This window comes from Streptomyces purpurogeneiscleroticus (assembly GCF_020024005.1).
GTDB classification, from domain to species: Bacteria; Actinomycetota; Actinomycetes; order Streptomycetales; family Streptomycetaceae; genus Streptomyces; species Streptomyces purpurogeneiscleroticus.
In genome coordinates this window covers 1-21,319 of the sequence record NZ_NHSG01000179.1, presented here as the reverse complement: position 1 = coordinate 21,319, position 21,319 = coordinate 1, and the positions used below count along the sequence as shown (strand labels likewise).

Here is a 21,319-nt window from a genome sequence, read left to right as displayed (position 1 = left end):
TTGTGGGGGTCAGGTGCGGGGGCGGAATCTGTTCCGGATCCCGTACTCAAAGTGGGTTCGCCTCCTCGGCGGTCGGTGGCTGTGTCGGTGGCTTCATGTCGGTGGCGGCACGGGAACTGCGGGCGTGCGGGAACTCACAGGTGCGCGAGCTTTTCCAGTACGGGCGCGGCGGCCCGCAGCGTGGCCCACTCGTCCTCGTCCAGGCCGGAGACCAGCTCGGTCAGCCAGACGTTGCGCCGGCGGCGGCTCTCGTCGAGCATCGCCTCCGCCTGCTCGGTCTGCGTGACGACCTTCTGGCGCCGGTCGTCGGGGTGCGGCTCCAGCCGGACCAGTCCCTTGGCTTCGAGCATCGCCACGATGCGGGTCATCGACGGCGGCTGGACGTGCTCCTTGCGGGCCAGCTCGCCGGGGGTGGCGGTGCCGCAGCGCGCGAGGGTGCCCAGCACCGACATCTCGGTGGGGCTGAGCGATTCATCGACCCGCTGGTGCTTGATCCGGCGGGAGAGGCGCATGACGGCGGATCGCAGCGCGTTCACGGCGGCAGCGTCGTCGCCGAGGGGCAGTTCCGGCATGTTTGTTAGCGTAACTCATTACTCTAACTAAAGAAAGTCGAGAGTCGCCGGTCTTCTTGCATCAGCCACTCATCACCCAAATGAGTGAGTCGTTTCCGGAAAGTGACACCGCGAGGCCGCTCCTGCGGGGACTGTTGGCCGCATGGGATCGAGAGTGCTCAGCCTGCGCATCGACGGTGAGCTTCTGGAGCGCATCGGACAGCACGCCGCCAAACGCGGCATGAGCGTCCAGGATTACGTGATCCGGACGCTCATGCGCGAGGACTTCGACGAACGCTTCGCGACGTCGGTCGAGGAGACGGAACGGTTCTACGCCGCTCCGCCGATATGACGGAACCGCCGGCCGCTACTTCAGGCCCAGCGCCTGCTCGATCGGGTCGAGCAGGAAGTACACCAGGAAGCAGACGCCGACGACGTCCAGCAGCCAGGGGATCTCCTTGAAGCGGCCGGTCGCGGCGCGCAGCAGGATGAAGGCCAGGACGCCGACACCGATGCCGGTGGTGATGCTGTACGTGAACGGCATCGAGACGATCGTCAGGAACGCCGGGATCGCGACGGTGAAGTCGCTCCAGTCGATCTCGCGGACGTTGGACGCCATGATCAGGAAGCCGACGACGAGCAGGGCGGGCGTGGCGGCCTGCGACGGCACGACCGTGGCGAGCGGGGTGAAGACCAGCGTGAGCAGGAAGAGCCCGCCGGTGACCACGTTCGCCAGGCCCGTACGGGCGCCCTCGCCGACGCCCGCGGTCGATTCAACAAAGCAGGTGTTGGCCGAGCAGGAGCCGAGGCCGCCGCCCGCGACGCCGATGCCGTCCAGCATCAGGATGCGGCCCATGCGCGGCAACTGGCCGTTCTTGTCGGCCAGCCCGCTCTCCTCGCCGACGCCGATGATCGTGCCCATCGCGTCGAAGAAGCCGGAGAGCAGCACGGTGAAGACGAAGAGGCAGCCGGTCAGCAGGCCGACCTTCTCGAAGCCGCCGAAGAGGCTGATGTCGCCGACCAGGCCGAAGTCCGGGCTGCCGATGACCGCGTCCGGGATCTTCGGCACGGCCAGGCCCCAGGCGCTGTCCGGGAGGTCCGCGAGGGTGTTGATGACGATCGCGACGGCGGCCATGACGACGATCCCGATCAGGATCGCGCCCTTGATCTTCCGGACGGTCAGGACGAACATCAGCGCCAGGCCGAGCACGAACACCAGCACCGGCCAGCCCTGGAGCTGGCCGCCGGTGCCCAGAGCGAGCGGCACGGTGGTGTGCGCCGAGTCCGGGTTGCGGCTGACGAAGCCCGAGTCGACCAGGCCGACGAGGCTGATGAAGAGGCCGATGCCGATGGCGATGGCGCGCCGCAGCCCGTTGGGGATGGCGTCCATGACGCGCTGCCGCAGGCCCGAGGCGACCAGGATCATCAGCACGATGCCGGCCCAGACGACCATGCCCATCGCGTCCGGCCAGGTCATCTTGGGCGCGAGCTGGAGCGAGACCAGCGCGTTGATGCCCAGACCGGCGGCGAGCGCGATCGGGACGTTGCCGATGACGCCCATCAGGACGGTGGTCACACCCGCGACCAGCGCGGTGGCGGTGACCAGCTGGGCGTTGTCCAGGTGGTGGCCGTTCATGTCCTGACCGCCGGCCAGGATGATCGGGTTGAGGATCACGATGTAGGCCATCGCGAAGAAGGTGGCCAGACCGCCGCGCAGCTCACGGGAGACCGTGGAGCGGCGTGCGGAGATCTGGAAGAAGCGGTCGAGACCGTTCTTGGGCTCGGGCGTGGCGCCGGACGGGGAATCGGCGTCGGCCTGGGTGGTGGCCGGGGTGGGCATGGGTGGTGACCTCAGTGGTACGGGCCTCGGGAGGCGCGGCGGTCCGGGACCCGGACCACACAACGATCGGATCAGCTTTGTTCTATCAGACGACAGAAACCGGTCAGATCGGGAACGGTTCAGTATGAAACAACAAATCGTTGATCGCTATCTCCGCGCGTAGACCCTTGTGGCGGCTGGGGCGCAGGGGCTCGGAGAGGTGCCGCACACAGGCGGTCGGCCGACCGCCGTAAGCTTGCCCGTATGTGGAAGAAGTCCGAACTGCGCGAGGCACCCGCTCCCCTGGAGGGGCCCGTCGTCGCCACCATCACCGGCGGCACCGTCATCTGGTTCGTCCTCTTCCTGGCACAGCTCCCCTTCTACGGCTGGTTCGCCGACGAGGGGCACACGTGGTGGGTGTGGACGTGCCTGGCCGGCGGCCTCCTCGGGCTCCTCGGCGTCTGGTACGTGCGCCGGCGCGACGCGGCCATCAAGCGGGACGCGGCGGCCAGGCGCAACGCCGCCGCGGCCACACCGGACGCCTGATAGCCGGGTGAACCGGGCGTCCGGCCCGTAGCGTCGGACGCATGACGGAACGGGCGCAGCCCCCTCAGCCCCCACAGTCCGCAGCCGAGTACTCCGCCACGGCGCCCCCGCGCGCCCACGGCGGGCTGACCGCCGCCGAGGTCGCGGAGCGGGTGGCCCGCGGCGAGATCAACGACGTTCCCGTACGGTCCTCGCGCTCCGCCGTCGACATCGTCCGCGCGAACGTCCTCACCCGCTTCAACGCCATCATCGGCGTCCTCTTCGCGGTCATCCTGGTCATCGGCCCGATCCAGGACGGCCTCTTCGGCTTCGTCATCGTCGCCAATACCGGCATCGGCATCATCCAGGAGCTGCGCGCCAAGCGGACGCTGGACCGGCTCGCCGTCATCGGCGAGTCCCGGCCGACCGTACGCCGCGACGGCACGGCCACCGAGGTGCACTCCTCTGAAGTCGTCCTCGGCGACCTCATCGAGCTGGGGCCCGGCGACAAGGTGATCGTCGACGGCGAGGTGGCCGAGGCGGACGGGCTGGAGATCGACGAGTCGCTGCTCACCGGCGAGGCCGACCCGGTACCGAAGCGGCCCGGCGACCCGGTGCTCTCCGGCAGCTTCGTGGTCGCGGGCGGCGGCGCCTTCACCGCCACGAAGGTCGGCCGCGCGGCCTACGCGGCGCAGCTCGCCGAGGAGGCGTCCCGCTTCACCCTCGTCGACTCCGAGCTGCGCAGCGGGATCAGCATGATCCTGAAGTACGTCACCTGGATGATGGTCCCGACGGCCGTCGGCCTCGTCCTCAGCCACCTCTTCACGCTGAACATGGCGGGCGACGACGCGGTCCGCCGGATGGTCGCCGGCATCGTCCCGATGATCCCCGAGGGCCTGGTGCTGCTCACCTCGGTCGCCTTCGCCATCGGCGTCATCCGGCTCGGCCGCAAGCAGTGCCTGGTCCAGGAGCTGCCCGCCATCGAGGGCCTGGCCCGCGTCGACGTGGTCTGCCTGGACAAGACCGGGACGCTCACCGAGGGCGGCATGGACGTCAGCGAGCTGCGGCCGCTGCACGGCGCTGACGAGGAGTACGTACGGCAGGTGCTCGGCGCGCTCGGCGAGTGCGACCCACGGCCGAACACCTCGCTGCAGGCAGTCATCGACGCGTACCCGGCGGACGACGGCTGGCGCTGCACGGAGTCGCTGCCGTTCTCCTCCGCCCGCAAGTACAGCGGCGCGTCCCTCAACGGGCCCGACGGCGAGAGCTCGACCTGGCTGCTCGGCGCCCCCGACGTGCTGCTCCCGGAGGGCGACGGCACGCTCGCCGAGACCGACGGCCTCAACTCCCGCGGCCTGCGCGTCCTGCTGCTGGCCCGCGCGGAACGCGAGCCGGCCGACCCCGCCGTGACCGAGCACCTCACGCCCACCGCGCTGGTCGTCCTGGCCCAGCGGCTGCGCGCGGACGCGCCCGACACGCTGCGGTACTTCGCCGAGCAGCGGGTCCGCACGAAGGTGCTCTCCGGCGACAACGCCGTCTCGGTCGGCGCGGTCGCCGCCGAACTGGGGCTGCCGGGCGCGCACAGCCCGGTGGACGCGCGCCGGCTGCCCGCGGAGCAGGAAGCGCTGGCCGGGGCGCTGGAGGACGGTACGGTCTTCGGCCGGGTCACGCCCCAGCAGAAGCGCGGCATGGTCACGGCCCTCCAGTCGCGCGGCCACCACGTCGCGATGACCGGCGACGGCGTGAACGACGTACTGGCCCTGAAGGACGCCGACATCGGCGTCGCGATGGGCACCGGCTCCGAGGCGACCCGGGCGGTCGCCCAGATCGTGCTGCTGGACAACAGCTTCGCGGCGCTGCCCGCGGTCGTCGCCGAGGGCCGCCGCGTCATCGGCAACATCACCCGCGTCGCGACGCTCTTCCTCACCAAGACGGTCTACTCGGTCCTGCTCGCGCTGCTCGTCGCCTGCTGGCAGATCCCGTACCCGTACCTGCCGCGCCATCTGACGCTGCTGTCCACGCTGACGATCGGCGTACCGGCCTTCTTCCTGGCTCTCGCGCCCAACAAGGAGCGGGCGCGCCCGCACTTCGTACGGCGCGTCATGCGGTACGCGATCCCCTCCGGGCTGATCACCGGGGCCGCGGCCTTCGCCATGTACCTGCTGGCCCGCGGCCATTACTCGGGGCCGCACGCCCTCCAGTCCGAGACGAGCGCGGCGACGCTGACGCTGTTCCTCACCGCGCTCTGGGTACTGGCGATCATCGCCCGGCCGTACACGTGGTGGCGGATCGGCCTGGTCCTCGCGATGGGCGCGGGCTTCCTCGTCGTCCTCGTGACGCCGTGGCTGCAGACGTTCTTCCAGCTCCGGCTGGTCGGGACGACGATGCCGTGGGCGGCCGTGGGGATGGCCACGGCCGCCGGAATCGCCCTTGAGGGCGCGTGGCGGTGGGTGGGGCGGCGGCCCACCGCCTGACGGTCAGTCGAACCAGCGGGCCCGGGCCAGTTCCTCCGTGCGCGTCGGGTCCTCCAGCAGGGCCGCCACCTCGAAGCGGCGCGGCCACTGGCCGGTGGCCCAGGCCAGCCCGGCCGCCACGCCCTCGAACGTGGCCGCGTGCACCGTGCCGTCGGCGGCGCGCCGCCAGTCCAGCTCGGTGTCCCCGGTGTCCATGGCCACCAGCAATTCGTCGTGCTCCACGTACGTACCGGGCGTGTCCGGGCCGAGCAGCGCGCGTACCGCGTCCGGCACCTCGCGTACCGTGCCCTCGCTGCGTACTTCCGCGGGGAACTCCTCGCTCAGCCGCCGTACCTGGAGCAGCTCGGCCAGAGACGCGGCGCGTACGGGACCGACCGGCAACAGCGGCAGTTCCCCGGCGAGCGGCAGCAGGTCGGGCGCGTCCGCGATGACCGCGTCGGCCGCGTCCACCACCCGCACCGCGTCGCCCGCCACGGCCCGCAGCTCGTCCGGCAGCGTGACCTGCTCGGGGTCCAGCCCGGCCAGCTCGCCGTACAGCGCGTGCAGCTGAGCGGCCGTCACCTCGGCGTCCTCGTCGGCCAGCCGGGCGAGCAGCTCGGCGGCGCCGCCCGGCTCGTCCAGGAGGGCCGCGACCGAGGTCCGTACGCCCAGCGCGCGCAGCACCTGGGCGTCCACGTCACCGGCGTCCGCCGCCTCGTACAGGCCCGCGAGCAGCGGATCGCCGCCCGCGGAGCGCAGCCCGGCGGGCCGCCGGCCGTCGAGGACGGGGTGGCCGCGCAGCCACCACGCGGCGTACGGGCGCACCGACTCGGTCGTGCCGTCCGGGAGCAGTACGCGTACCGGGGCGGTCAGCGCGTCGCGCAGCGGCGGCCGCGAGAGCATGGCCAGCACCTGCGGCCAGGCGTCGTCGTCGACCAGATCGAGGTCGCGGACGGCGACGATCTCGGTGGCGACCGGCGGTACGGGGGTCTCGGGCAGGCCGTCGAGGACGTCCTCGCACCAGACGTCGACCGCGTCCAGCAGGCCGACGTCGTCCGGCTCGGCGAAGTCGCCGTCGCGGGGCTCCAGCTCGTCCGGGTCCAGGACCACGTCCTGGGCGCGGACCAGCGCGAAGTCGGCGAGCACGCCCACGGCGGTCAGCGGCTGCTCGCCCCAGCGGGCCGCCAGCTCCTCGTCCACACAGGCCAGTTCGCCCGACCGGATGACCCGCTCGAACGCGCTGCCCGGGTAGACCAGCTCCCCGGCCGGGGCCGGCTCGCCGTCCTCGTCGAGCAGCGCCAGCGCGCCCAGCCACGGCTCGTCGCCCGGCGCGAGACCGGCGTCGCGGACCAGCCCGAGCACGGCCTCGGCCAGCTCCTCGCCGCTCAGGGCGCCGCCGGGGCCGCCCGCCGTCTCCTCGTCGAAGACGTCGTACTCGTCCTCGGCCGCCTCCAGGGAATGCGCGACCGCGGCGCGTACCTGAGGGGTCTGCAGCACCGCGCGCGGCGTGGCGGGCACCGCGCCCAGCTTCTCCAGCAGCGGGTGCACCGCGTCCGGGTGCGCGACCTTCAGGCCGAGCCGGGCCAGGGTGCGGTGCCGGGCCTCGGTGTCCGGCCGGTCCTCGCGGACCGGCAGCAGGACCTGGCGGGGCCCGATCGTCGTGCGCCCGTCCGCGAGCGGAACGGGCAGGCCGCTGAGCCGGTCCGGGTCGGTCCCGGCCAGCGACTCGTACAGCCGCCGCCACCAGGACGGCGTGCGCTCCACTCCGGCCAGCCGGTCGATGACCTCGCCCAGCGGTACCCGGGCCACGTCCAGCGCGCGCAGCTCGGGCCGCCGCTCCAGGCCCGCGGGCAGCAGGCTGGGGAAGAGCTCGGCCAGTACGGCGACGGTCTCGGCGCCAGCGCCCTCGGCCAGCTCGGCCTCGACGGGGCGCAGCACGTACGGGCCCTCGGGCTCGGTGCCCGCCGGCTCGTCGGCCTCCGGCCACGTGCCGAGCGCGCGGTCGGCCTCCCGGCGCAGCGCGGCGCCCGTCCCGGCACTGGGCAGGAACGGCACGCGGGGCAGCCGCTCCAGCACGAGCCGGCGCAGCTCGCCGTCCAGGCCGCCCTTGCCCAGCGGCCCGGGCACCAGGTCGATGGTCCCGACGGAGACCGGCTCCCAGTCGCGCAGCAGCGTGGCGTAGGTGTCGGCGGCGCGCTCGGCGAGGAAGTCGGCGAGCGGGCCCGGCGCGACGTGCCGGCGGGTCGGCTCCAGCGGGAACGAGGCGATGAGCAGCGCGGGCAGGCCGAGCGGCTCGTCCGTGGGGGTCGGCGCGTGCACGACGGGCGCGGTGGCCGGGCGTACCGGCTCGCCCTCCGCGTCCACCGGCACCGCCCAGGTCACCGACCAGGCGGGCCGCAGCCGCTCCTCGACGGGGCGGTCGGCCAGCAGCGCGGGCTCCAGCGGGCCGCCGTCGGTGGCCACCCGCCACCGCGCCGTGCCGCGCGCGCTGTCCTCGACGACGACGTACGGGCCGTCGGCGCCGCGCCGCAGCTCCCGTACGCCCTCCGGAGTCTCGATCACCACCTCGGCCAGCCCCGGCAGGGTCAGCAGCAGCGCGTCGTCGACAGCGGTCAGCAGACGGTGCGTCAGGTCCTCGGCGGCGCCGTCCCGCAGCGGCAGCACCACCGCGGTGTCGTACCCCTCCGGCGCCGTGCCCTCGGCGGGCAGCGGCAGCCGCAGCAGCGGTACGTGGCCCTCGCGGCGCCGCAGTTCGCTGCCCAGGCCCGGGCTGTGGGCCGCGACGTCCATGGCCATGGAGCGCGCCTCGGCCAGCGACCAGCGCACCCCGCCGGTCCGCCCGACCACCGCCGGCTCGTCGCTCACCGCCAGTACGGCAGCGAAGCCGACGCCGAAGCGGCCGACCGCGCCGGCCGAGGCGTCGCTGTCCCGCTTGGCGGAGGCGCGCAGGGTGGAGAGCGATTCGACGCCCGTGGCGTCCAGCGGCGCACCGGTGTTGGACGCCACGAGCACGGCGTGCTCGCCGTCCTGGCCGGGGTGGAGCGTCAGCCGCAGCCGCCCGGGGACGTCGGCGCGTGCCGCCGCGTCCGCCGCGTTCTGCGCCAGCTCGACCACGAGCCGGTCGCGGTAGCCGCCGAGCGCGAGGTCCTCCTCGGCATTGGCGTCCTCCCGGAACCTGGCCGGGGAGCCGGCCCAGGCGTCCAGCACGCCCCGCCGCAACCGGGCGGCTCCGAAGGGGTCCGCACCATCGACGGGATTGTGGACGGTCGCCCTACGGCTCACGACTGCTCCCTCGCACACAGCTTCCCGCCCAGCGGCGGCTTCACGTGTCATTCTTCCGCCTCGGGTGCCCCGGATCCGGCCGGGGTACGACACGCCGATCCGGCCAGGCCGTGAACGAGGCCGGGCAGGCGTCAGCGGTGGCGCGGTGGCCCTTCGGGCCCGGCTGTGGCCGGGCCCCGGCCGGTATCAGCTGTGGCCGAGCTCTTCGGCCGGCTCGCCCTCGGAGACCGAGCCGCTCGTGCGGTCCGGGCGGAGCGGCATCGGCTCGACGACCGTCTCGTCGATGACCGGCGGCGCCGGGCGCGGCGGCTTCGGCATCACGGCGGCTTCGGAGTGCCCGCCGCAGCCGTACGCCAGCGAGACGACCCGGCCGTCCGCCGGGGAGAACTCGTTCGCGCAGACGCCGAACGCCTGCCGCAGCGAGCCGGCGAGCGGTACAAGGAAACCGCAGCTCATGCAGGCGGCGGGGGCGGCCTGGGCCATTGGGGTCTTGGCGCCGTACGCCTCCTCCCAGCGGTCGGCCGCGGTGTGCAGGCCGTACCGGGAGAGCACCCGGGCGCGGCCCATGCCCAGCTCCTCGGCGACCGCGGCGATGCTGCCGCGGGCCGGTGCCGTCGCCTGGTGCGCGGGGGTGCCGGCGAGCACGTCCGCGTCCTCGGCCTCGGCCAGCTCGGCGAGCGGGCCCCTGGCCGCCTCGGCGGCCTCGTCGGCCCGCGTGGTGTCCGCGGCCCCGTCGCCCTGCTGCGCGGCCCGTGCCGCGTCCGCGAGGTCCGCCGCCGTGGGGCCGGCCGCGGCGGCGTCCGGCGAGCCGGGGGCGACCGGCGACACGCCCACGCCGCCGTTGTCGCCGAAGGTCTCGTCGGCGGCGAACCCGGGCTCCAGCCGCAGGTCGTCCGCCTCCGTGGGCAGCAGGTCGCCCGGGCCCATGTCGCCGGGGCGCAGCCGCTCGCTCCACGGCACCCACTCCGGGGCCAGCAGCGCGTCGGGCCCGGGCAGCAGCACCGACTCGTCGAGCGTGACGACCTTGGCGCGGGAGGCACGGGCGACCGTCACGGCCCAGCGCCAGCCTCGGTACCCAGGCTCCCGGCATTCGAACAAATGGGTGACGACCCGGTCCCCGTCGGCCACGGCGTCGACGTGCTCACCGACCATGCCCGGGAGGGCGGCCTCCTCGGCCGCCTCACGGGCGAGTTCGACGGCCTCGGCGCAGAGGCGGTCGGGCGTACGGCTTCGCATCGCAGCACTCACAAGAATCGATTCTCTCTTCCACGCCGTCTCACGAGCGCGCCGGCCGGAGCCGTCCTGATCCTGTCCGGACGACCGACGGGCCGGGGCGGGCGGAGCGGACCTGGGGACCGCGTCGACGTCCGCGCCCGATCAGCCCTCCAGAAGCAGCGCGTCTCTACGAACCATTCTGCGGGATCGTGGCAAGGCGCGCGGCCAAGAGCGACCGCCGGTGGCGCGCTACACACGCTACCCCTTCAATCGTGTACGACCCCCCGGCGGGAGCGGCAAATGTCACCGGCAGCCGCCACGGGCCCCTCCGCCACGCCCGCAGAACCCGGGCAGGGCCCCATGGAAACCCATTGAAACTCATGGAAACTGCCATCAGTTGGGCGAGTTGAGGCAGCGTTTGGGGCAGTATGACGACGTGGCCGCCGCCAGGGCATCGACCAAGGGCAGAGGCGGCCCGGTCCGTGGCGCGGGCCGGGCCGCGGGGCGCGCGGGCCGCGCGTGCCGGACTGCCGGGGCCGCGGTGCGCCGGCCTTTCGCCGCCACCGGGCGCGGCATCCGCCGGGCGACACACGCGCACGGCGCGGGCGAGTCGGGCCTCGGCAAGCTGATCGAGCTGCACGCGGTGAACTCCGCGGGCGACATGCTGATCACCGTCGCGCTCGCCTCGACGGTCTTCTTCTCCGTCCCCACGGACCAGGCGCGCGGCCGGGTGGCCCTGTATCTCGCGGTCACCATGGCCCCCTTCGCCCTCCTCGCGCCCGTCGTCGGGCCGCTGCTGGACCGGGTGCCGCACGGCCGGCGCGCCGCGATGGCCGGGGCGATGCTGGCCCGCGCGGTGCTGGCGCTGACCATGTCGGGCGCGGTGGCCACCGGCGGGCTGGAGCTGTACCCGGCCGCGCTCGGCGTGCTGGTGTCCTCCAAGGCGTACGGCGTGGTGCGCTCGGCGGTGGTGCCCAGACTGCTGCCGCACCGCTTCTCGCTCGTGAAGGCCAATTCGAGAGTCACCCTCGCGGGGCTGCTCGCCACCGGCGTGGCGGCCCCGCTGGGTGCCGGACTGCATCTGCTCGGCCCGGCCTGGCCGCTGTACGGCGCGTGCGTGGTGTTCGGCGTGGGCGCGTTCCTGTCCTTCACGCTGCCGCACAAGGTGGACTCGGCCCGGGGCGAGGCGCCGGCTCCGCTGGCGGCGGGGCAGCGGCGCCGGCGCCCCCGGCCCGGGCTGCGGACGGTCGGCCGCTCCGTCCTGCACGGCCTCCAGGCCAACGCCGCACTTCGTGCGCTCTCCGGCTTTCTCATCTTCTTCCTGGCGTTCCTGCTGCGCGAGCAGCCGCTGGGCGGGCTGAGTCCGGCGCTGTCGCTGGGGCTGGTGGCGGTCGCGGCGGGCGCCGGGAACGCGCTGGGCACCGCGATCGGGGCCTGGCTGCGGGCCCGCGGCCCGGAGGTGATCATCGCGGTGGTGCTGGCGCTGGCCCTGGGCGTCACGGCCACCGCGGCCGCCTTCTACGCCGTACTGGCGAGCGTGGTGGTGACCGCCACCGCCGCGGCGGCCGGGCTGTGCCAGGCGCTGGCGAAGCTGTCGCTGGACGCGCTGATCCAGCGGGACGTGCCGGAGTCGTTCCGGACGTCCGCGTTCGCGCGGTCCGAGACGGTGCTGCAGCTGTCGTGGGTGGTGGGCGGCGGGCTGGGCATCGCGCTGCCGCTGCACGGCGTGCTGGGGCTGGCGGTGGCCGCGGCGGTACTGGCCCTGGCGGCCGCCATGACCGTGCGGGGACTGCTGACGGCGGACCGCCACGGTGGTGCGGCGCGCGCCCGCGTGGCGTGATGCACGGCGCGCCGCACGCGCCCGCGTGGCGTAACCCGCGGCACACGAAGCAGCGCGCACCGTACCCCGGCGACGTGCGGGCCCGGCGGCCAGATAGCCTGCCCGCATGACCGCGTTCTCCTCCTCGCTCCGGGGCAAGGGCCGCCGTGCCGCCGCCGCCGCGGGCGCCGTGTCCCTGGGACTGCTCGTCCTCTCCGCCTGTGACCAGCCCACGCCGCGGGCCACCGTGACCGCCGGCCAGGACACCGTCACCGCTGAAGCCTCGTGCTACGAGGACGGCAAGACCCTCGGCGACCTCACTGCCAAGAAGAAGGCGGAGCAGGCGAAGTTCGAGAAGTGCCTGACCTCCGAGCCGGACCAGACGCTCACCGTGCACCCCGGTGACAAGGTGCGCCTCGGCGTCGAGCCGGACATGGCCGAGCAGGGGTGGATCGCGATGTCGAACGGCATGCCGATGACCAGCCTCAGCAAGCAGACCTACACCTCGATCGACGGGGACCAGGTCTTCTACAACCAGCAGACCCGCCAGATGTCGGACTCCACGACGATCTCGATCATGACGTCCAAGGGCGGCAAGTACACCGGCATCTGGAACATCAAGCTCAACCGCGCCTCGTCCTGAGTGCCGCTCCTGAGCCGCCCGGTCCCCTGATGCACATCCTGGTCGTCACCGCCGTCCCCGCCGAACGCGACGCGGTCACCGCCGCGACGGCGGGACGGCCCGAGCGCATCCCCGTACCGGGCGGCTTCGAGCTGCACCGCGCAGGGCAGCACGAATCTCCTGCGGGCCCGTACGTCCTCGACGCCGTCGCCGCGGGCGTGGGCCCGGCGGCCGCCGCGGCCGGTACCGCCACCGCGCTGACCGCTGCCGCACTCGGCGGCCGCTCTTACGATCTCGTCGTCTCCGCCGGTATCGGCGGCGGTTTCCAGCCCGCCGCACCGGTCGGCGCCCTCGTCGTCGCAGACGAGATCGCCGCCGCCGACCTCGGCGCCGAGTCCCCCGACGGCTTCCTGCCGGTCACCGCGCTCGGCTTCGGTACGGACACGCACCGCCCGCCCGAGGACCTCGTGGCGGCCGTCGCCGCGGCCACCGGCGCGCTGCCCGGCACCGTCCTCACCGGCTCCACCGTCACCGGCAGCACGGCCCGCGCCCAGGAGCTGGCGGCCCGCCACCCGCGCGCGCTCGCGGAGGCGATGGAGGGCTTCGGCGTCGCCGAGGCCGCCGCCGCGCACGGCGTACCGGTGCTGGAACTCCGTACGATCTCCAACCCCGTCGGCCCGCGGGACCGCGCCGCCTGGCGGATCGGGGAGGCGCTCGCCGCCCTCACCGCCGCCTTCGCCGATCTGCCGCGAGCCCTGTCCGCAAGGAGCACGCCATGAGCCAGGCGCTCAGGATCGCGTTTTCGCCCTGCCCGAACGACACGTTCGTCTTCCACGCGTGGACGCACGGCAAGGTCCCCGGCGCCCCGGCGCCCGAGGTCACCTTCGCGGACATCGACCTCACCAACGGCATGGCCGAGCGCGGCGAGCTGGACGTCCTGAAGGTGTCCTACGCCGAACTGCCCTGGGTCCTGGACGAGTACGCGCTGCTGCCCTGCGGCGGCGCGCTGGGCCGCGGCTGCGGCCCGCTCGTGCTGACCAAGGATGCGGCCGCCCCGGCGGACCTGGCGGGCCGTACGGTCGCGGTGCCCAGCGAGCGCTCCACGGCCTACCTGCTGTTCCGGCTGTGGGCCGCGGACCAGGTGCCCGGCGGCGTGGGCGAGGTCAAGGTCCTGCCGTTCGACGAGATCATGCCCGCCGTGCGGGACGGGCTCGTCGACGCGGGGCTCGTCATCCACGAGGCCCGCTTCACGTACCAGAACTTCGGTCTGACCTGCCTGGCCGACATGGGCGAGCACTGGGAGACCACGACCGGGCTGCCGATCCCGCTCGGCGCGATCATCGCCAAGCGGTCGCTGGGCGAGGAGCGGCTGCGCGAGCTGGCCCGCACGATCACCACGTCCGTACGCATGGCGTGGGACGACCCCGAGGCTTCGCGCGACTACGTCCTGGAGCACGCGCAGGAGATGGACCCGGCCGTCGCGGACCAGCACATCGGGCTGTACGTGAACGAGTTCAGCGCGGACCTGGGCGAGGACGGCTACGCGGCGGTGCGCGGGCTGCTCACCCGCGCCGCGGCCGAGGGGCTCGTACCGCCCCTCGCGCCGGACGCGCTGAAGTTCGTATGACGTTCGTATGACGGGTGCCCCCGCGGGAGACCGCGGGGGCACGTCCGTTGCGCCCTGTTCGGATGTTCGGTCCTGCTCAGACGTCCAGCTGGTCGGCGACCGCGCGCAGCATGCCCGCGATCTTGCCGCCGTGTGCCTTGTCCGGATAGCGCCCGCGCTCCAGCTGCTGCGCGACGCCTTCCAGGAGCGTCGTGAGGTCCTGCACGATCGACGCGAGCTCGTCGGGCTTGCGCCGCTGGGCTGCCGCGATCGATGGCGCGGGGTCGAGGAGGGTCACCGAAAGCGCCTGGTCACCGCGCTGGCCCGCCACCACGCCGAATTCGACGCGCTGGCCCGGCTTGAGTGCGTCCACGCCGGCGGGCAGCACCGAAGAGTGCACGAAGACGTCACCGCCGTCGTCGCGGGAGAGAAAGCCGAAGCCCTTCTCGCTGTTGAACCACTTGACCTTGCCGGTAGGCACGTCTGTCCTCGTCCTCGTACTCGTCGGGAAAACTTGGGGTAGCTGCGCACACAACAGCTCTGGATAGCAGTGCAGCGGGTCTGCGACCCGCCGCTACCCAAGGCTAATGGTCCGGGGCCTGGTGACAAGACGTCGCCGGGTGGTTCCTCAGCGCTTCCGGCCGGGGACTTACCCTGGTCGTGTGTCTGACAATCCTTCCGTGCGGGGTGCGACCCCGGCGACTCCCGAAGGTCCGCGCGCCGGGGACCTGCTCGTCCGGATCGGCGCGATCGTGTTCCTTATTGGCGCCTTCGCCACGCTCGCGACGATGGCGCCCCTTTTCCTCGGGTCCGACCCACTGCCCTGGGTCTTCTACTGGATGTGCATGCTCATGGGCGCGGGCTTCCTGATCGCCGCCGCCGGTGTGCTGCGCTCGGTCGCGGCCCAGCGCCGCCAGGCGCGCGAGGCGTCGGCTCAGCCGCGCGAGGCGTCCGCGAGGTAGCCCTCCAGCCAGGCCGGGAAGGCGGCGAGGCCCGGCAGTACGACATCCGCGCCGGCCGCCCGCAGCTCCTCCTCGGAGCACGGCCCGGTGGCCACCGCGACCGAGAGCGCGCCCGCCGCCCGTGCGCCGCGCACGTCGCCGGTGTGGTCGCCCACGTAGATGCTCGCGCCGTACTCGCGCAGCGCCTCGGCCTTGCCCTCGGCCCACAGCGAGCCGACGACCGCGTCCGCGTGGATGTCCAAGTGCTTCAGGTGCAGCTTGGCGTTGGGCTCGTACTTGGCGGTGACGACGATGGCGCGGCCACCGAGGCGCTGTACGCCCTCGATCGCCTCGCGCGCGCCTTCCATGGCGAGCGTGCCGGTGATGGCGTGCTCGGGGTAGAGCGCGCGGTAGCGGTCGGCGATCTCGGCGACCTGGTCCTCGGGGAACCAGTTGCGGATCTCCTGCTCCAGCGGCGGCCCGAGCCGGGTGGTCACGAGGTCGGTGTCGATGTACGTACCGGTGGCCGCGGAGAGCGCGGCGTAGGCGTCCTTGATGCCCGGACGGGAGTCGATCAGGGTCATGTCGAGGTCGAATCCGACCGTCAAGGTATGCGTGGCCATGGCACCCATTGTGCCTCTGGTCCTGAGGGCCACATTCCGTACACTTAGCGTAGCCTTACCTTCATCCTCTGCAGGCGTACGACTCCGCACGGCTGCGTACGTACCCATCTGAACACTGCGCTCCCGCGAAATGGAACCGATGTCGTCAGTCGCCCTGGCCGGCAGCTCCAGAAGCCCTCTGGTGCGACGCCGCATCTGCTGGACTGCCGCGGCGGCACTCGCCCTGCTGCTCGCGGTGCTCCTCTCCCTCGCGGTCGGCAGCCGCGCCTTCCCGCCGCGCCAGGTGATCGACGCGCTGCTGTACGGCGGGGAGAGTGAGGCCGCCCAGGTCGTGCTCTTCCTCCGGCTGCCGCGCACCCTCGTCGGGCTGCTGGTCGGCGCCGCGCTCGCGCTGGCCGGCACGGCGATGCAGGGCATCACCCGCAACCCCATCGCCGACCCCGGCATCCTCGGCATCAGCCAGGGCGCCTCGGCCGCCGTGGTCCTGGCCATCGCCTTCGCCGGCGTCCACTCGCTCTCCGGCTATGTCGGCACCGCCTTCGTGGGTGCCGCGCTCGCGGCCGTCTTCGTGTACGCGATCGCCGCGCGCGGCCGCGGCGGCGCCACCCCCGTCAAGCTCGCGCTGGCCGGCGCCGCGATCAACGCGCTGCTGGTCGCGGTGACCATGGCCGTGCTCACCACCAAGTCCGCCGCGCTGGACGAGTTCCGGTTCTGGCAGGTCGGCTCGCTGACCGGCCGGGACGCCGCGGTGGCCGCCCAGATCTGGCCGTTCCTGCTGGTGGGCGCGGTACTGGTACTGGCCGTCGCGCGCGGCCTGGACGCCCTGGCGCTCGGCGAGGACGTCGCCAAAGGACTCGGCCAGAAGGTCGCCACCGTACGGATCGTGGGCGGGCTGGGCGCCGCCGTGCTGACCGGCGCGGGCGTCGCGGCGGCCGGACCGGTCGCCTTCGTCGGCCTGGCCGTGCCGCACCTGGCCCGCGCGCTGGTCGGCAGCGACCACCGCTGGGTGCTGCCGATGGCCGCGCTGCTCGGCCCGGTGATGGTGCTGATCGCCGACACCGTGGGCCGGCTCCTCTTCCCGCCCTCGGAGGTGCCCGCCGGCGTGATGACCGCCCTGATAGGCGTCCCGTTCCTGGTCGCCCTCGTGCGGCGGAAGGCGGTGGCCGCATGACCTCCGCCGCTCCCGCGCCCGCCGCTCCCCCCGCGATACGCCCCGCCGGATACGCGCTGCTGCGCGCCGGCAAGGCCGCGTTCCTGATCCACCGGCGGGCCACGGCCGTCGCCGCCGTACTCCTCGCGGTACTGGCCGCCGCCTGCGTCGCGTACCTGTCGCTCGGCGAGCGCTCCGTGCCGCCCGGTGAGGTGCTCAAGGTCGTACTGGGGCAGCCCTCGCCGCACGAGCTGGTGGTCGGCACGCTGCGGCTGCCGCGGCTCTGCGTCGGGCTGCTGGCCGGCGCCGCCTTCGGCGTGGCCGGCGCGCTCATCCAGACCATCGCGCGCAACCCGCTCGCCAGCCCCGACATCATCGGCATCACCCAGGGCGCGAGCGCGCTGACCGTCGGCGCGATGACCTTCGGCGTCGGCTCCTACGCCGTACTGCCGTACCTGTCCGTCACGGGCGGCCTGCTCGCCGCGGTACTGGTGTACGTCTTCGCCTGGCGCGGCGGCCTGCACGCCACCCGCTTCGTCCTCATCGGCATCGGCTTCGCCGTCGCGCTGCGCTCGGTCACCCAGCTGTTCCTGACCAAGGGCGACTACCTGGTGGCGCAGAAGGCCCAGGTCTGGATGGTCGGCTCGCTCAACGGGCGGGGCTGGGCCGAGGCCGTCCCGCTCGCCTGGGCACTGCTCGTACTGATCCCCTTCGTGCTGTGGGCGGCCCGCGCGCAGCGCACCGTCTCGATGGACGACGACACCGCGACGGCGCTGGGCGTACGGCTGGGGCGCACCCGGCTCGGCCTCGCGACCCTCGGCGTCCTGCTGGCCGCGCTGGCCACCGGGGCCGCGGGCCCGGTCGACTTCGTGGCGCTGCTGGCGCCGCAGATCGCCCGCCGGCTGACCCGTACGGCACAGATACCGCTGCTGTGCTCGGCGCTGCTGGGCGCGTGCGTCGTGGTCCTCGGCGACCTGCCGGCCCGCATGCTCTTCGCGCCGACCGAGCTGCCGGTCGGCGTGCTGACGGCGGCCATCGGCGCCCCGTACCTGATCTATCTGCTCGTGAGAGGGCACAGCGTCCGGCGCCGTGCCGCGGGAGGAACAGCGTGACCACCACCGGCGACCGCACCGCGAGCAGGCTCACCGCGCGCGGCCTGACCCTCGCCTACGAGGACCGGACCGTCGTCGACGGGCTGGACCTGGACGTGCCGCACGGCGCCGTCACCGTCATCGTCGGCCCGAACGCGTGCGGCAAGTCCACCCTGCTGCGGGCCCTGGGACGGCTGCTGAAGCCGCGCGCGGGCGCGGTGCTGCTCGACGGTACGGACCTCGCCCGCATCCCCACCAAGAAGATCGCCCAGTCCGTCGGCCTGCTGCCGCAGACGCCGGTCGCGCCCGAGGCGATCACCGTCGCCGACCTGGTCGCGCGCGGCCGCCAGCCGCATCAGCACTGGTGGCAGCAGTGGTCGGAGGCGGACGAGCGCGCGGTCACCGAGGCGATGGCCCGTACCGATATCGCCGACCTCGCCGACCGGCCCGTCGACGAGCTCTCCGGCGGCCAGCGGCAGCGCGTCTGGATCGCGATGGCGCTCGCGCAGGAGACCGAACTGCTCCTGCTCGACGAGCCCACCACGTACCTCGACATCTCCCACCAGGTCGAGGTACTGGATCTGGTACGCCAGCTGAACCACGAGCGCGGCCGCACGGTCGTCGCCGTGCTGCACGACCTGAACCAGGCCGCGCGCTACGCCGACCACCTGGTGGCGATGAAGGCCGGGCGGATCATCGCCCAGGGCCCGCCCGCCGAGACCGTCACCGCCGACCTGGTACGCGATGTCTTCGGCCTCGACTCGGTCGTCGTCCCCGACCCCGTGACCGGCTCCCCGCTGGTCGTACCCGGCCGGCCCTGGCAGTCCCCCGCCGGCGGCTGACCGTCCCCGCCCCGGGCGGTCTCCCCGTCCGCTCCGGAGCCTTCCCTCCGCTCACCTCCGAAAGGTCCTCTCATGGTCACTTTCTCCCGCACCCTCCGTACCGCCACCGTGCTGGCCGCGGCCGCCGTCACCCTGACCGCCTGCGGCGCCACCGGTGCCACCGGCTCCAAGGACAGCGCCGGCGGCTCCTTCAAGGCCACCGACTGCCCCACCCAGCCCAAGACCACGTGGGCGAAGCCGGCCGACGGCGCGCACACCGTGCCGACCGCCATGGGCGACGTGAAGGTCCCCGCCGACCCGAAGCGCGTCGTCGTCCTGGACACCGCCGAGCTGGACTCCGCGCTCACCCTGGGCGTGAAGCCGGTGGGCGCCACCCACGCCGACGTGGAGTCCGGCTTCCTCTCGTACCTGCCCAAGGACAAGGTCGCGGGCATCAAGGACGTGGGCACGATCGGGTCCGCCGACATGGAGGCGGTCGCGGCGCTGAAGCCGGACCTCATCCTCACCAGCAAGATCCGCGACGCTCAGCGCTACGACCAGCTGAAGAAGATCGCCCCCACGGTGATGACCGAGACCACCGGCTACCCGTGGAAGCAGAACTTCGCCACCCACGCCGACGCGCTCGGCAAGATCCCGGAGGGCAAGAAGGTCGCCACCGCGTACGAGAAGCACGCGGCGGAGGTCACCGACGCGCTCGGCGGCGCCGGGGCGGCGGCGAAGAAGACCACCAACGTCGTCCGCTTCGTCGAGGGCGCCGACACCCGCGTCTACGGCTGCGAGAGCTACATCGGCAGCGTCCTGGACGACATCGGCACCGCGCCCACCGATGTGGTGAAGAACGCCAAGGACGGCCTGATGACCGAGATCGGGCCCGAGCAGATCACCCGGGCCGACGCGGACGCGATCTTCTACACGGCCTACGGCAGCCCCGAGAAGTCCAAGGAGAGCCAGGTCACCGGCGGCGCCCTGTGGAAGAACATGAAGGCCGTGAAGAGCGGCAACACCTTCCGCGTCAACGACGAGCTCTGGCTCCAGGGCATCGGCTACACCGCCGCCGACAAGATCCTCGACGAGCTGAAGAAGGACCTGACCAAGTAGACCTGACCAAGTAAGAGCCTCCGGCTGAGCCTTCCGGAGGCTGCTCAGCGCGGCCGTCGCCGCATCCGCCACACCAGGAAAACGGCGGAGGCGACGGCCGCGACGCGCACGACCACCGGCAGCGCGTCGGTCAGCTCGGCACCCAGCTGGCCCTGGGCGAGCGGGTCGCCCCACTTGCCCGCGAACCGGCCCCACAGCCAGACCAGCACCGAGCCGCACACCAGCCCGGGCACGCCGAGCGCCGCGAACTTCGCCTCGGCGCGCGAGAGCTTGCGCGAGGAGTACGCGACGAGCCAGCCCGCGGCCAGCGCCAGCCAGCTGCCGATCACCGCGCCCGCGACCAGCAGCACGACCGCCAGGAGCAGTACCGGGCTCGGCTTCGGCCGCGGCGCCGCGACCGCCTCACCGGCCTCCTCCGCCTTCTCGGCCGGCTCCGCGGCCGGCACGGCCGCCGCGTCCCGCCGCCACGGCAGGACCTTGCCCGTGGCCTTCTTCAGCACCCCCGGCAGCCCGCGCGGCCCCGCGTCCTCAACAGCGGCCTCTGCCTCGTCCTCCTCGTCGGTCTCCGGCGGCCGCCGTATCTCCGCGATCTCGATCCCGCCGATGAACCCCGGCACGGTCTCCCCCGCGGCGTACGGCTCCGCCGACACCCGCCACCAGTCCGGCTCCTCCTCGTCCGTCGCGTCCCGGTCGCCCAGCTCGTCCAGGCCCGCCAGATGCGGCGGCGCGGCCCCCTGCTGAGGCACCATCGGCTGCGCGCCGCTCCGCGGCGAGGGCAGCGCGACCGACCTGCCCGGCCGCTTCAGCAGCGAGGGCAGCGCGCCGGACTTCCGCTCCGCCGCGCCGCCGGGCGGCTCCTCGGGCACCGGCTCCCCGCCGTTCACCGCCGCGGTCACCACCGCCTCCGGCGTGCCCAGCCGCGCGAGGATGCGCTTGACGTCGCCGCCGCCCCGGGCCCGTCTCGCGTCTATCTCCGTCCGCAGCCGCGCGACCAGCTGCATCCGCTGCTTGGCCGTCAGTCCCCGTCCCTGCGCCAGGTCCCCGACCCGGCTCAGATAGTCGAAGACCAGCTGATCACTCTCGATCCCCACCGAACACCCCTGCGCCAGGCCGATTTCCGCCGCTCCGACGGTACCCCCGCGCGCGGCGGATGCCGCGCTTTTCCACAGGCGCCGGACACCGGTTTTCCACAGGCACCGGACGCCGGTGCCGGGCCCGTGACCGTCGGCCCGTCCGCGCTCAGGCGGTAACGTGGGGCGAATGAGCGGCAGCCATCCGTCCCCCCGCACGCTGGCCGAGGAGTTGCGCAACCGGCCGGACGACGACCTGTCCGCTCTGCTGCGGTCCCGTCCCGACCTGCTGAACCCCGTCCCCGGCGATCTCACGCAGCTCGCCACCCGCGCCGGCACCCGCGCCTCCGTGGTCCGCGCCGTGGAACGGCTGGACGCCTTCGCACTGCAGACGGCCGAGGCGCTGGCCGTCGCACCGGACCCCTGCCCGTACGACACGCTCGCCGGGCTGATGACGGGCGACGAGGAGGCACCCGGTACGGACTCGGCGCTGCAGGAAGCCGTCCGCAGGCGCCTCCCGGACGCGCTGGCGGCGCTCCGCGCCCAGGCCCTCGTGTGGGGCCCCGACGACCGCCTCCGGCTCGTCCGTACCGCCCGCGAACTGCTCACCCC

The 21,319-nt window shown here is 73.5% G+C and carries 19 protein-coding genes and 1 pseudogene; 13 read left to right on the top strand and 7 right to left on the bottom strand.

Translation table 11 applies throughout. The features are described from left to right. Positions 1 to 134 precede the first annotated feature (134 nt). Positions 135 to 572, bottom strand: coding sequence for a MarR family winged helix-turn-helix transcriptional regulator (locus CCS38_RS11355; RefSeq protein WP_030254464.1), 438 nt, complete (start codon positions 570 to 572; stop codon positions 135 to 137). 142 nt (positions 573 to 714) lie between these two features. Here CCS38_RS11355 and CCS38_RS11350 point away from each other — a divergent pair, with 142 nt between their 5' ends. Continuing rightward, positions 715 to 903, top strand: coding sequence for a hypothetical protein (locus CCS38_RS11350; RefSeq protein ID WP_030254468.1), 189 nt, complete (start codon positions 715 to 717; stop codon positions 901 to 903). 15 nt (positions 904 to 918) lie between these two features. On the opposite strand, the gene CCS38_RS11345 is transcribed toward CCS38_RS11350, so the two are convergent. Then, entirely contained in the window at positions 919 to 2,391 is a 1,473-nt protein-coding gene (locus CCS38_RS11345) for an NCS2 family permease (RefSeq protein WP_223733101.1), read from the bottom strand. A gap of 243 nt (positions 2,392 to 2,634) precedes the next feature. On the opposite strand from CCS38_RS11345, the gene CCS38_RS11340 reads away from it, so the two are divergent. Together CCS38_RS11340 and CCS38_RS11335 are read left to right on the top strand one after the other, a co-directional pair. Continuing rightward, positions 2,635 to 2,916, top strand: coding sequence for a DUF2530 domain-containing protein (locus CCS38_RS11340; protein ID WP_223733100.1), 282 nt, complete (start codon positions 2,635 to 2,637; stop codon positions 2,914 to 2,916). Between the two features lie 41 nt (positions 2,917 to 2,957). Continuing rightward, positions 2,958 to 5,369, top strand: coding sequence for an HAD-IC family P-type ATPase (locus CCS38_RS11335; RefSeq protein WP_223733099.1), 2,412 nt, complete (start codon positions 2,958 to 2,960; stop codon positions 5,367 to 5,369). Between the two features lie 3 nt (positions 5,370 to 5,372). Here CCS38_RS11335 and CCS38_RS11330 read toward each other — a convergent pair whose 3' ends face one another. Continuing rightward, positions 5,373 to 8,555: a sacsin N-terminal ATP-binding-like domain-containing protein gene (locus CCS38_RS11330; protein ID WP_223733102.1), complete on the bottom strand. Its 3,183-nt coding sequence runs from the start codon at positions 8,553 to 8,555 to the stop codon at positions 5,373 to 5,375. Between the two features lie 261 nt (positions 8,556 to 8,816). Continuing rightward, on the bottom strand, positions 8,817 to 9,866 hold the full coding sequence (locus CCS38_RS11325) for a DUF3027 domain-containing protein (RefSeq protein WP_223733098.1): 1,050 nt from the start codon (positions 9,864 to 9,866) through the stop codon (positions 8,817 to 8,819). 397 nt (positions 9,867 to 10,263) lie between these two features. On the opposite strand from CCS38_RS11325, the gene CCS38_RS11320 reads away from it, so the two are divergent. The 4 genes from CCS38_RS11320 to CCS38_RS11305 all read left to right on the top strand — a co-directional run bounded on the left by CCS38_RS11320 (position 10,264) and on the right by CCS38_RS11305 (position 13,913). Beyond that, the gene (locus CCS38_RS11320) at positions 10,264 to 11,685 is read left to right on the top strand and encodes an MFS transporter (RefSeq protein ID WP_223733097.1); all 1,422 of its coding nucleotides are present in this window, start codon (positions 10,264 to 10,266) and stop codon (positions 11,683 to 11,685) included. Between the two features lie 106 nt (positions 11,686 to 11,791). Continuing rightward, positions 11,792 to 12,307 (top strand): hypothetical protein, encoded by a 516-nt coding sequence (locus tag CCS38_RS11315; RefSeq protein WP_030254491.1) that lies wholly within the window; start codon positions 11,792 to 11,794, stop codon positions 12,305 to 12,307. Positions 12,308 to 12,336: 29 nt separating this feature from the next. Further along, the gene (locus CCS38_RS11310; RefSeq protein ID WP_223733096.1) at positions 12,337 to 13,065 is read left to right on the top strand and encodes a futalosine hydrolase; all 729 of its coding nucleotides are present in this window, start codon (positions 12,337 to 12,339) and stop codon (positions 13,063 to 13,065) included. Then, positions 13,062 to 13,913, top strand: a complete 852-nt coding sequence (locus tag CCS38_RS11305) for a 1,4-dihydroxy-6-naphtoate synthase (protein WP_223733095.1) — start codon at positions 13,062 to 13,064, stop codon at positions 13,911 to 13,913. Before CCS38_RS11310 ends, CCS38_RS11305 begins: the two co-directional genes overlap by 4 nt. Before the next feature lie 76 nt (positions 13,914 to 13,989). On the opposite strand, the gene CCS38_RS35520 is transcribed toward CCS38_RS11305, so the two are convergent. Continuing rightward, complete coding sequence (locus CCS38_RS35520) at positions 13,990 to 14,373, bottom strand: cold-shock protein (protein ID WP_031056479.1); 384 nt, start codon at positions 14,371 to 14,373, stop codon at positions 13,990 to 13,992. Positions 14,374 to 14,554: 181 nt separating this feature from the next. On the opposite strand from CCS38_RS35520, the gene CCS38_RS11295 reads away from it, so the two are divergent. Further along, a complete protein-coding gene (locus CCS38_RS11295; RefSeq protein ID WP_223733094.1) occupies positions 14,555 to 14,854 on the top strand; it encodes a hypothetical protein in 300 nt (99 codons plus the stop codon). Here the strand turns inward: CCS38_RS11295 and CCS38_RS11290 are convergent. Continuing rightward, a complete protein-coding gene (locus CCS38_RS11290; RefSeq protein WP_223733093.1) occupies positions 14,827 to 15,456 on the bottom strand; it encodes an HAD family hydrolase in 630 nt (209 codons plus the stop codon). The two genes, CCS38_RS11295 and CCS38_RS11290, sit on opposite strands and share 28 nt — an antisense overlap. Before the next feature lie 139 nt (positions 15,457 to 15,595). Here CCS38_RS11290 and CCS38_RS11285 point away from each other — a divergent pair, with 139 nt between their 5' ends. The 4 genes from CCS38_RS11285 to CCS38_RS11270 all read left to right on the top strand — a co-directional run bounded on the left by CCS38_RS11285 (position 15,596) and on the right by CCS38_RS11270 (position 19,637). Next, positions 15,596 to 16,627 (top strand): FecCD family ABC transporter permease, encoded by a 1,032-nt coding sequence (locus tag CCS38_RS11285; protein WP_223733092.1) that lies wholly within the window; start codon positions 15,596 to 15,598, stop codon positions 16,625 to 16,627. After that, a complete protein-coding gene (locus CCS38_RS11280) occupies positions 16,624 to 17,718 on the top strand; it encodes a FecCD family ABC transporter permease (RefSeq protein ID WP_223733091.1) in 1,095 nt (364 codons plus the stop codon). Before CCS38_RS11285 ends, CCS38_RS11280 begins: the two co-directional genes overlap by 4 nt. Further along, on the top strand, positions 17,715 to 18,539 hold the full coding sequence (locus tag CCS38_RS11275) for an ABC transporter ATP-binding protein (RefSeq protein WP_223733090.1): 825 nt from the start codon (positions 17,715 to 17,717) through the stop codon (positions 18,537 to 18,539). Before CCS38_RS11280 ends, CCS38_RS11275 begins: the two co-directional genes overlap by 4 nt. A 72-nt stretch (positions 18,540 to 18,611) precedes the next feature. Beyond that, positions 18,612 to 19,637, top strand: coding sequence for an ABC transporter substrate-binding protein (locus CCS38_RS11270; RefSeq protein WP_223733089.1), 1,026 nt, complete (start codon positions 18,612 to 18,614; stop codon positions 19,635 to 19,637). Between the two features lie 44 nt (positions 19,638 to 19,681). On the opposite strand, the gene CCS38_RS11265 is transcribed toward CCS38_RS11270, so the two are convergent. Then, complete coding sequence (locus tag CCS38_RS11265) at positions 19,682 to 20,728, bottom strand: hypothetical protein (RefSeq protein ID WP_223733088.1); 1,047 nt, start codon at positions 20,726 to 20,728, stop codon at positions 19,682 to 19,684. A gap of 169 nt (positions 20,729 to 20,897) precedes the next feature. On the opposite strand from CCS38_RS11265, the pseudogene CCS38_RS11260 reads away from it, so the two are divergent. Further along, positions 20,898 to 21,319: pseudogene (locus CCS38_RS11260) on the top strand (DNA-binding protein); the annotation flags it as partial.

Coding starts and splice junctions, on each gene's coding strand:
- CCS38_RS11355 (WP_030254464.1), bottom strand. CDS start 572: ATGCCGGAACTGCCCCTCGGCGACGACGCTGCCGCCGTGAACGCGCTG.
- CCS38_RS11335 (WP_223733099.1), top strand. CDS start 2,958: ATGACGGAACGGGCGCAGCCCCCTCAGCCCCCACAGTCCGCAGCCGAG.
- CCS38_RS11325 (WP_223733098.1), bottom strand. CDS start 9,866: ATGCGAAGCCGTACGCCCGACCGCCTCTGCGCCGAGGCCGTCGAACTC.
- CCS38_RS11270 (WP_223733089.1), top strand. CDS start 18,612: ATGGTCACTTTCTCCCGCACCCTCCGTACCGCCACCGTGCTGGCCGCG.
- CCS38_RS11315 (WP_030254491.1), top strand. CDS start 11,792: ATGACCGCGTTCTCCTCCTCGCTCCGGGGCAAGGGCCGCCGTGCCGCC.
- CCS38_RS11310 (WP_223733096.1), top strand. CDS start 12,337: ATGCACATCCTGGTCGTCACCGCCGTCCCCGCCGAACGCGACGCGGTC.
- CCS38_RS11285 (WP_223733092.1), top strand. CDS start 15,596: ATGTCGTCAGTCGCCCTGGCCGGCAGCTCCAGAAGCCCTCTGGTGCGA.
- CCS38_RS11305 (WP_223733095.1), top strand. CDS start 13,062: ATGAGCCAGGCGCTCAGGATCGCGTTTTCGCCCTGCCCGAACGACACG.
- CCS38_RS11280 (WP_223733091.1), top strand. CDS start 16,624: ATGACCTCCGCCGCTCCCGCGCCCGCCGCTCCCCCCGCGATACGCCCC.
- CCS38_RS11290 (WP_223733093.1), bottom strand. CDS start 15,456: ATGGCCACGCATACCTTGACGGTCGGATTCGACCTCGACATGACCCTG.
- CCS38_RS11345 (WP_223733101.1), bottom strand. CDS start 2,391: ATGCCCACCCCGGCCACCACCCAGGCCGACGCCGATTCCCCGTCCGGC.
- CCS38_RS11340 (WP_223733100.1), top strand. CDS start 2,635: ATGTGGAAGAAGTCCGAACTGCGCGAGGCACCCGCTCCCCTGGAGGGG.
- CCS38_RS11350 (WP_030254468.1), top strand. CDS start 715: ATGGGATCGAGAGTGCTCAGCCTGCGCATCGACGGTGAGCTTCTGGAG.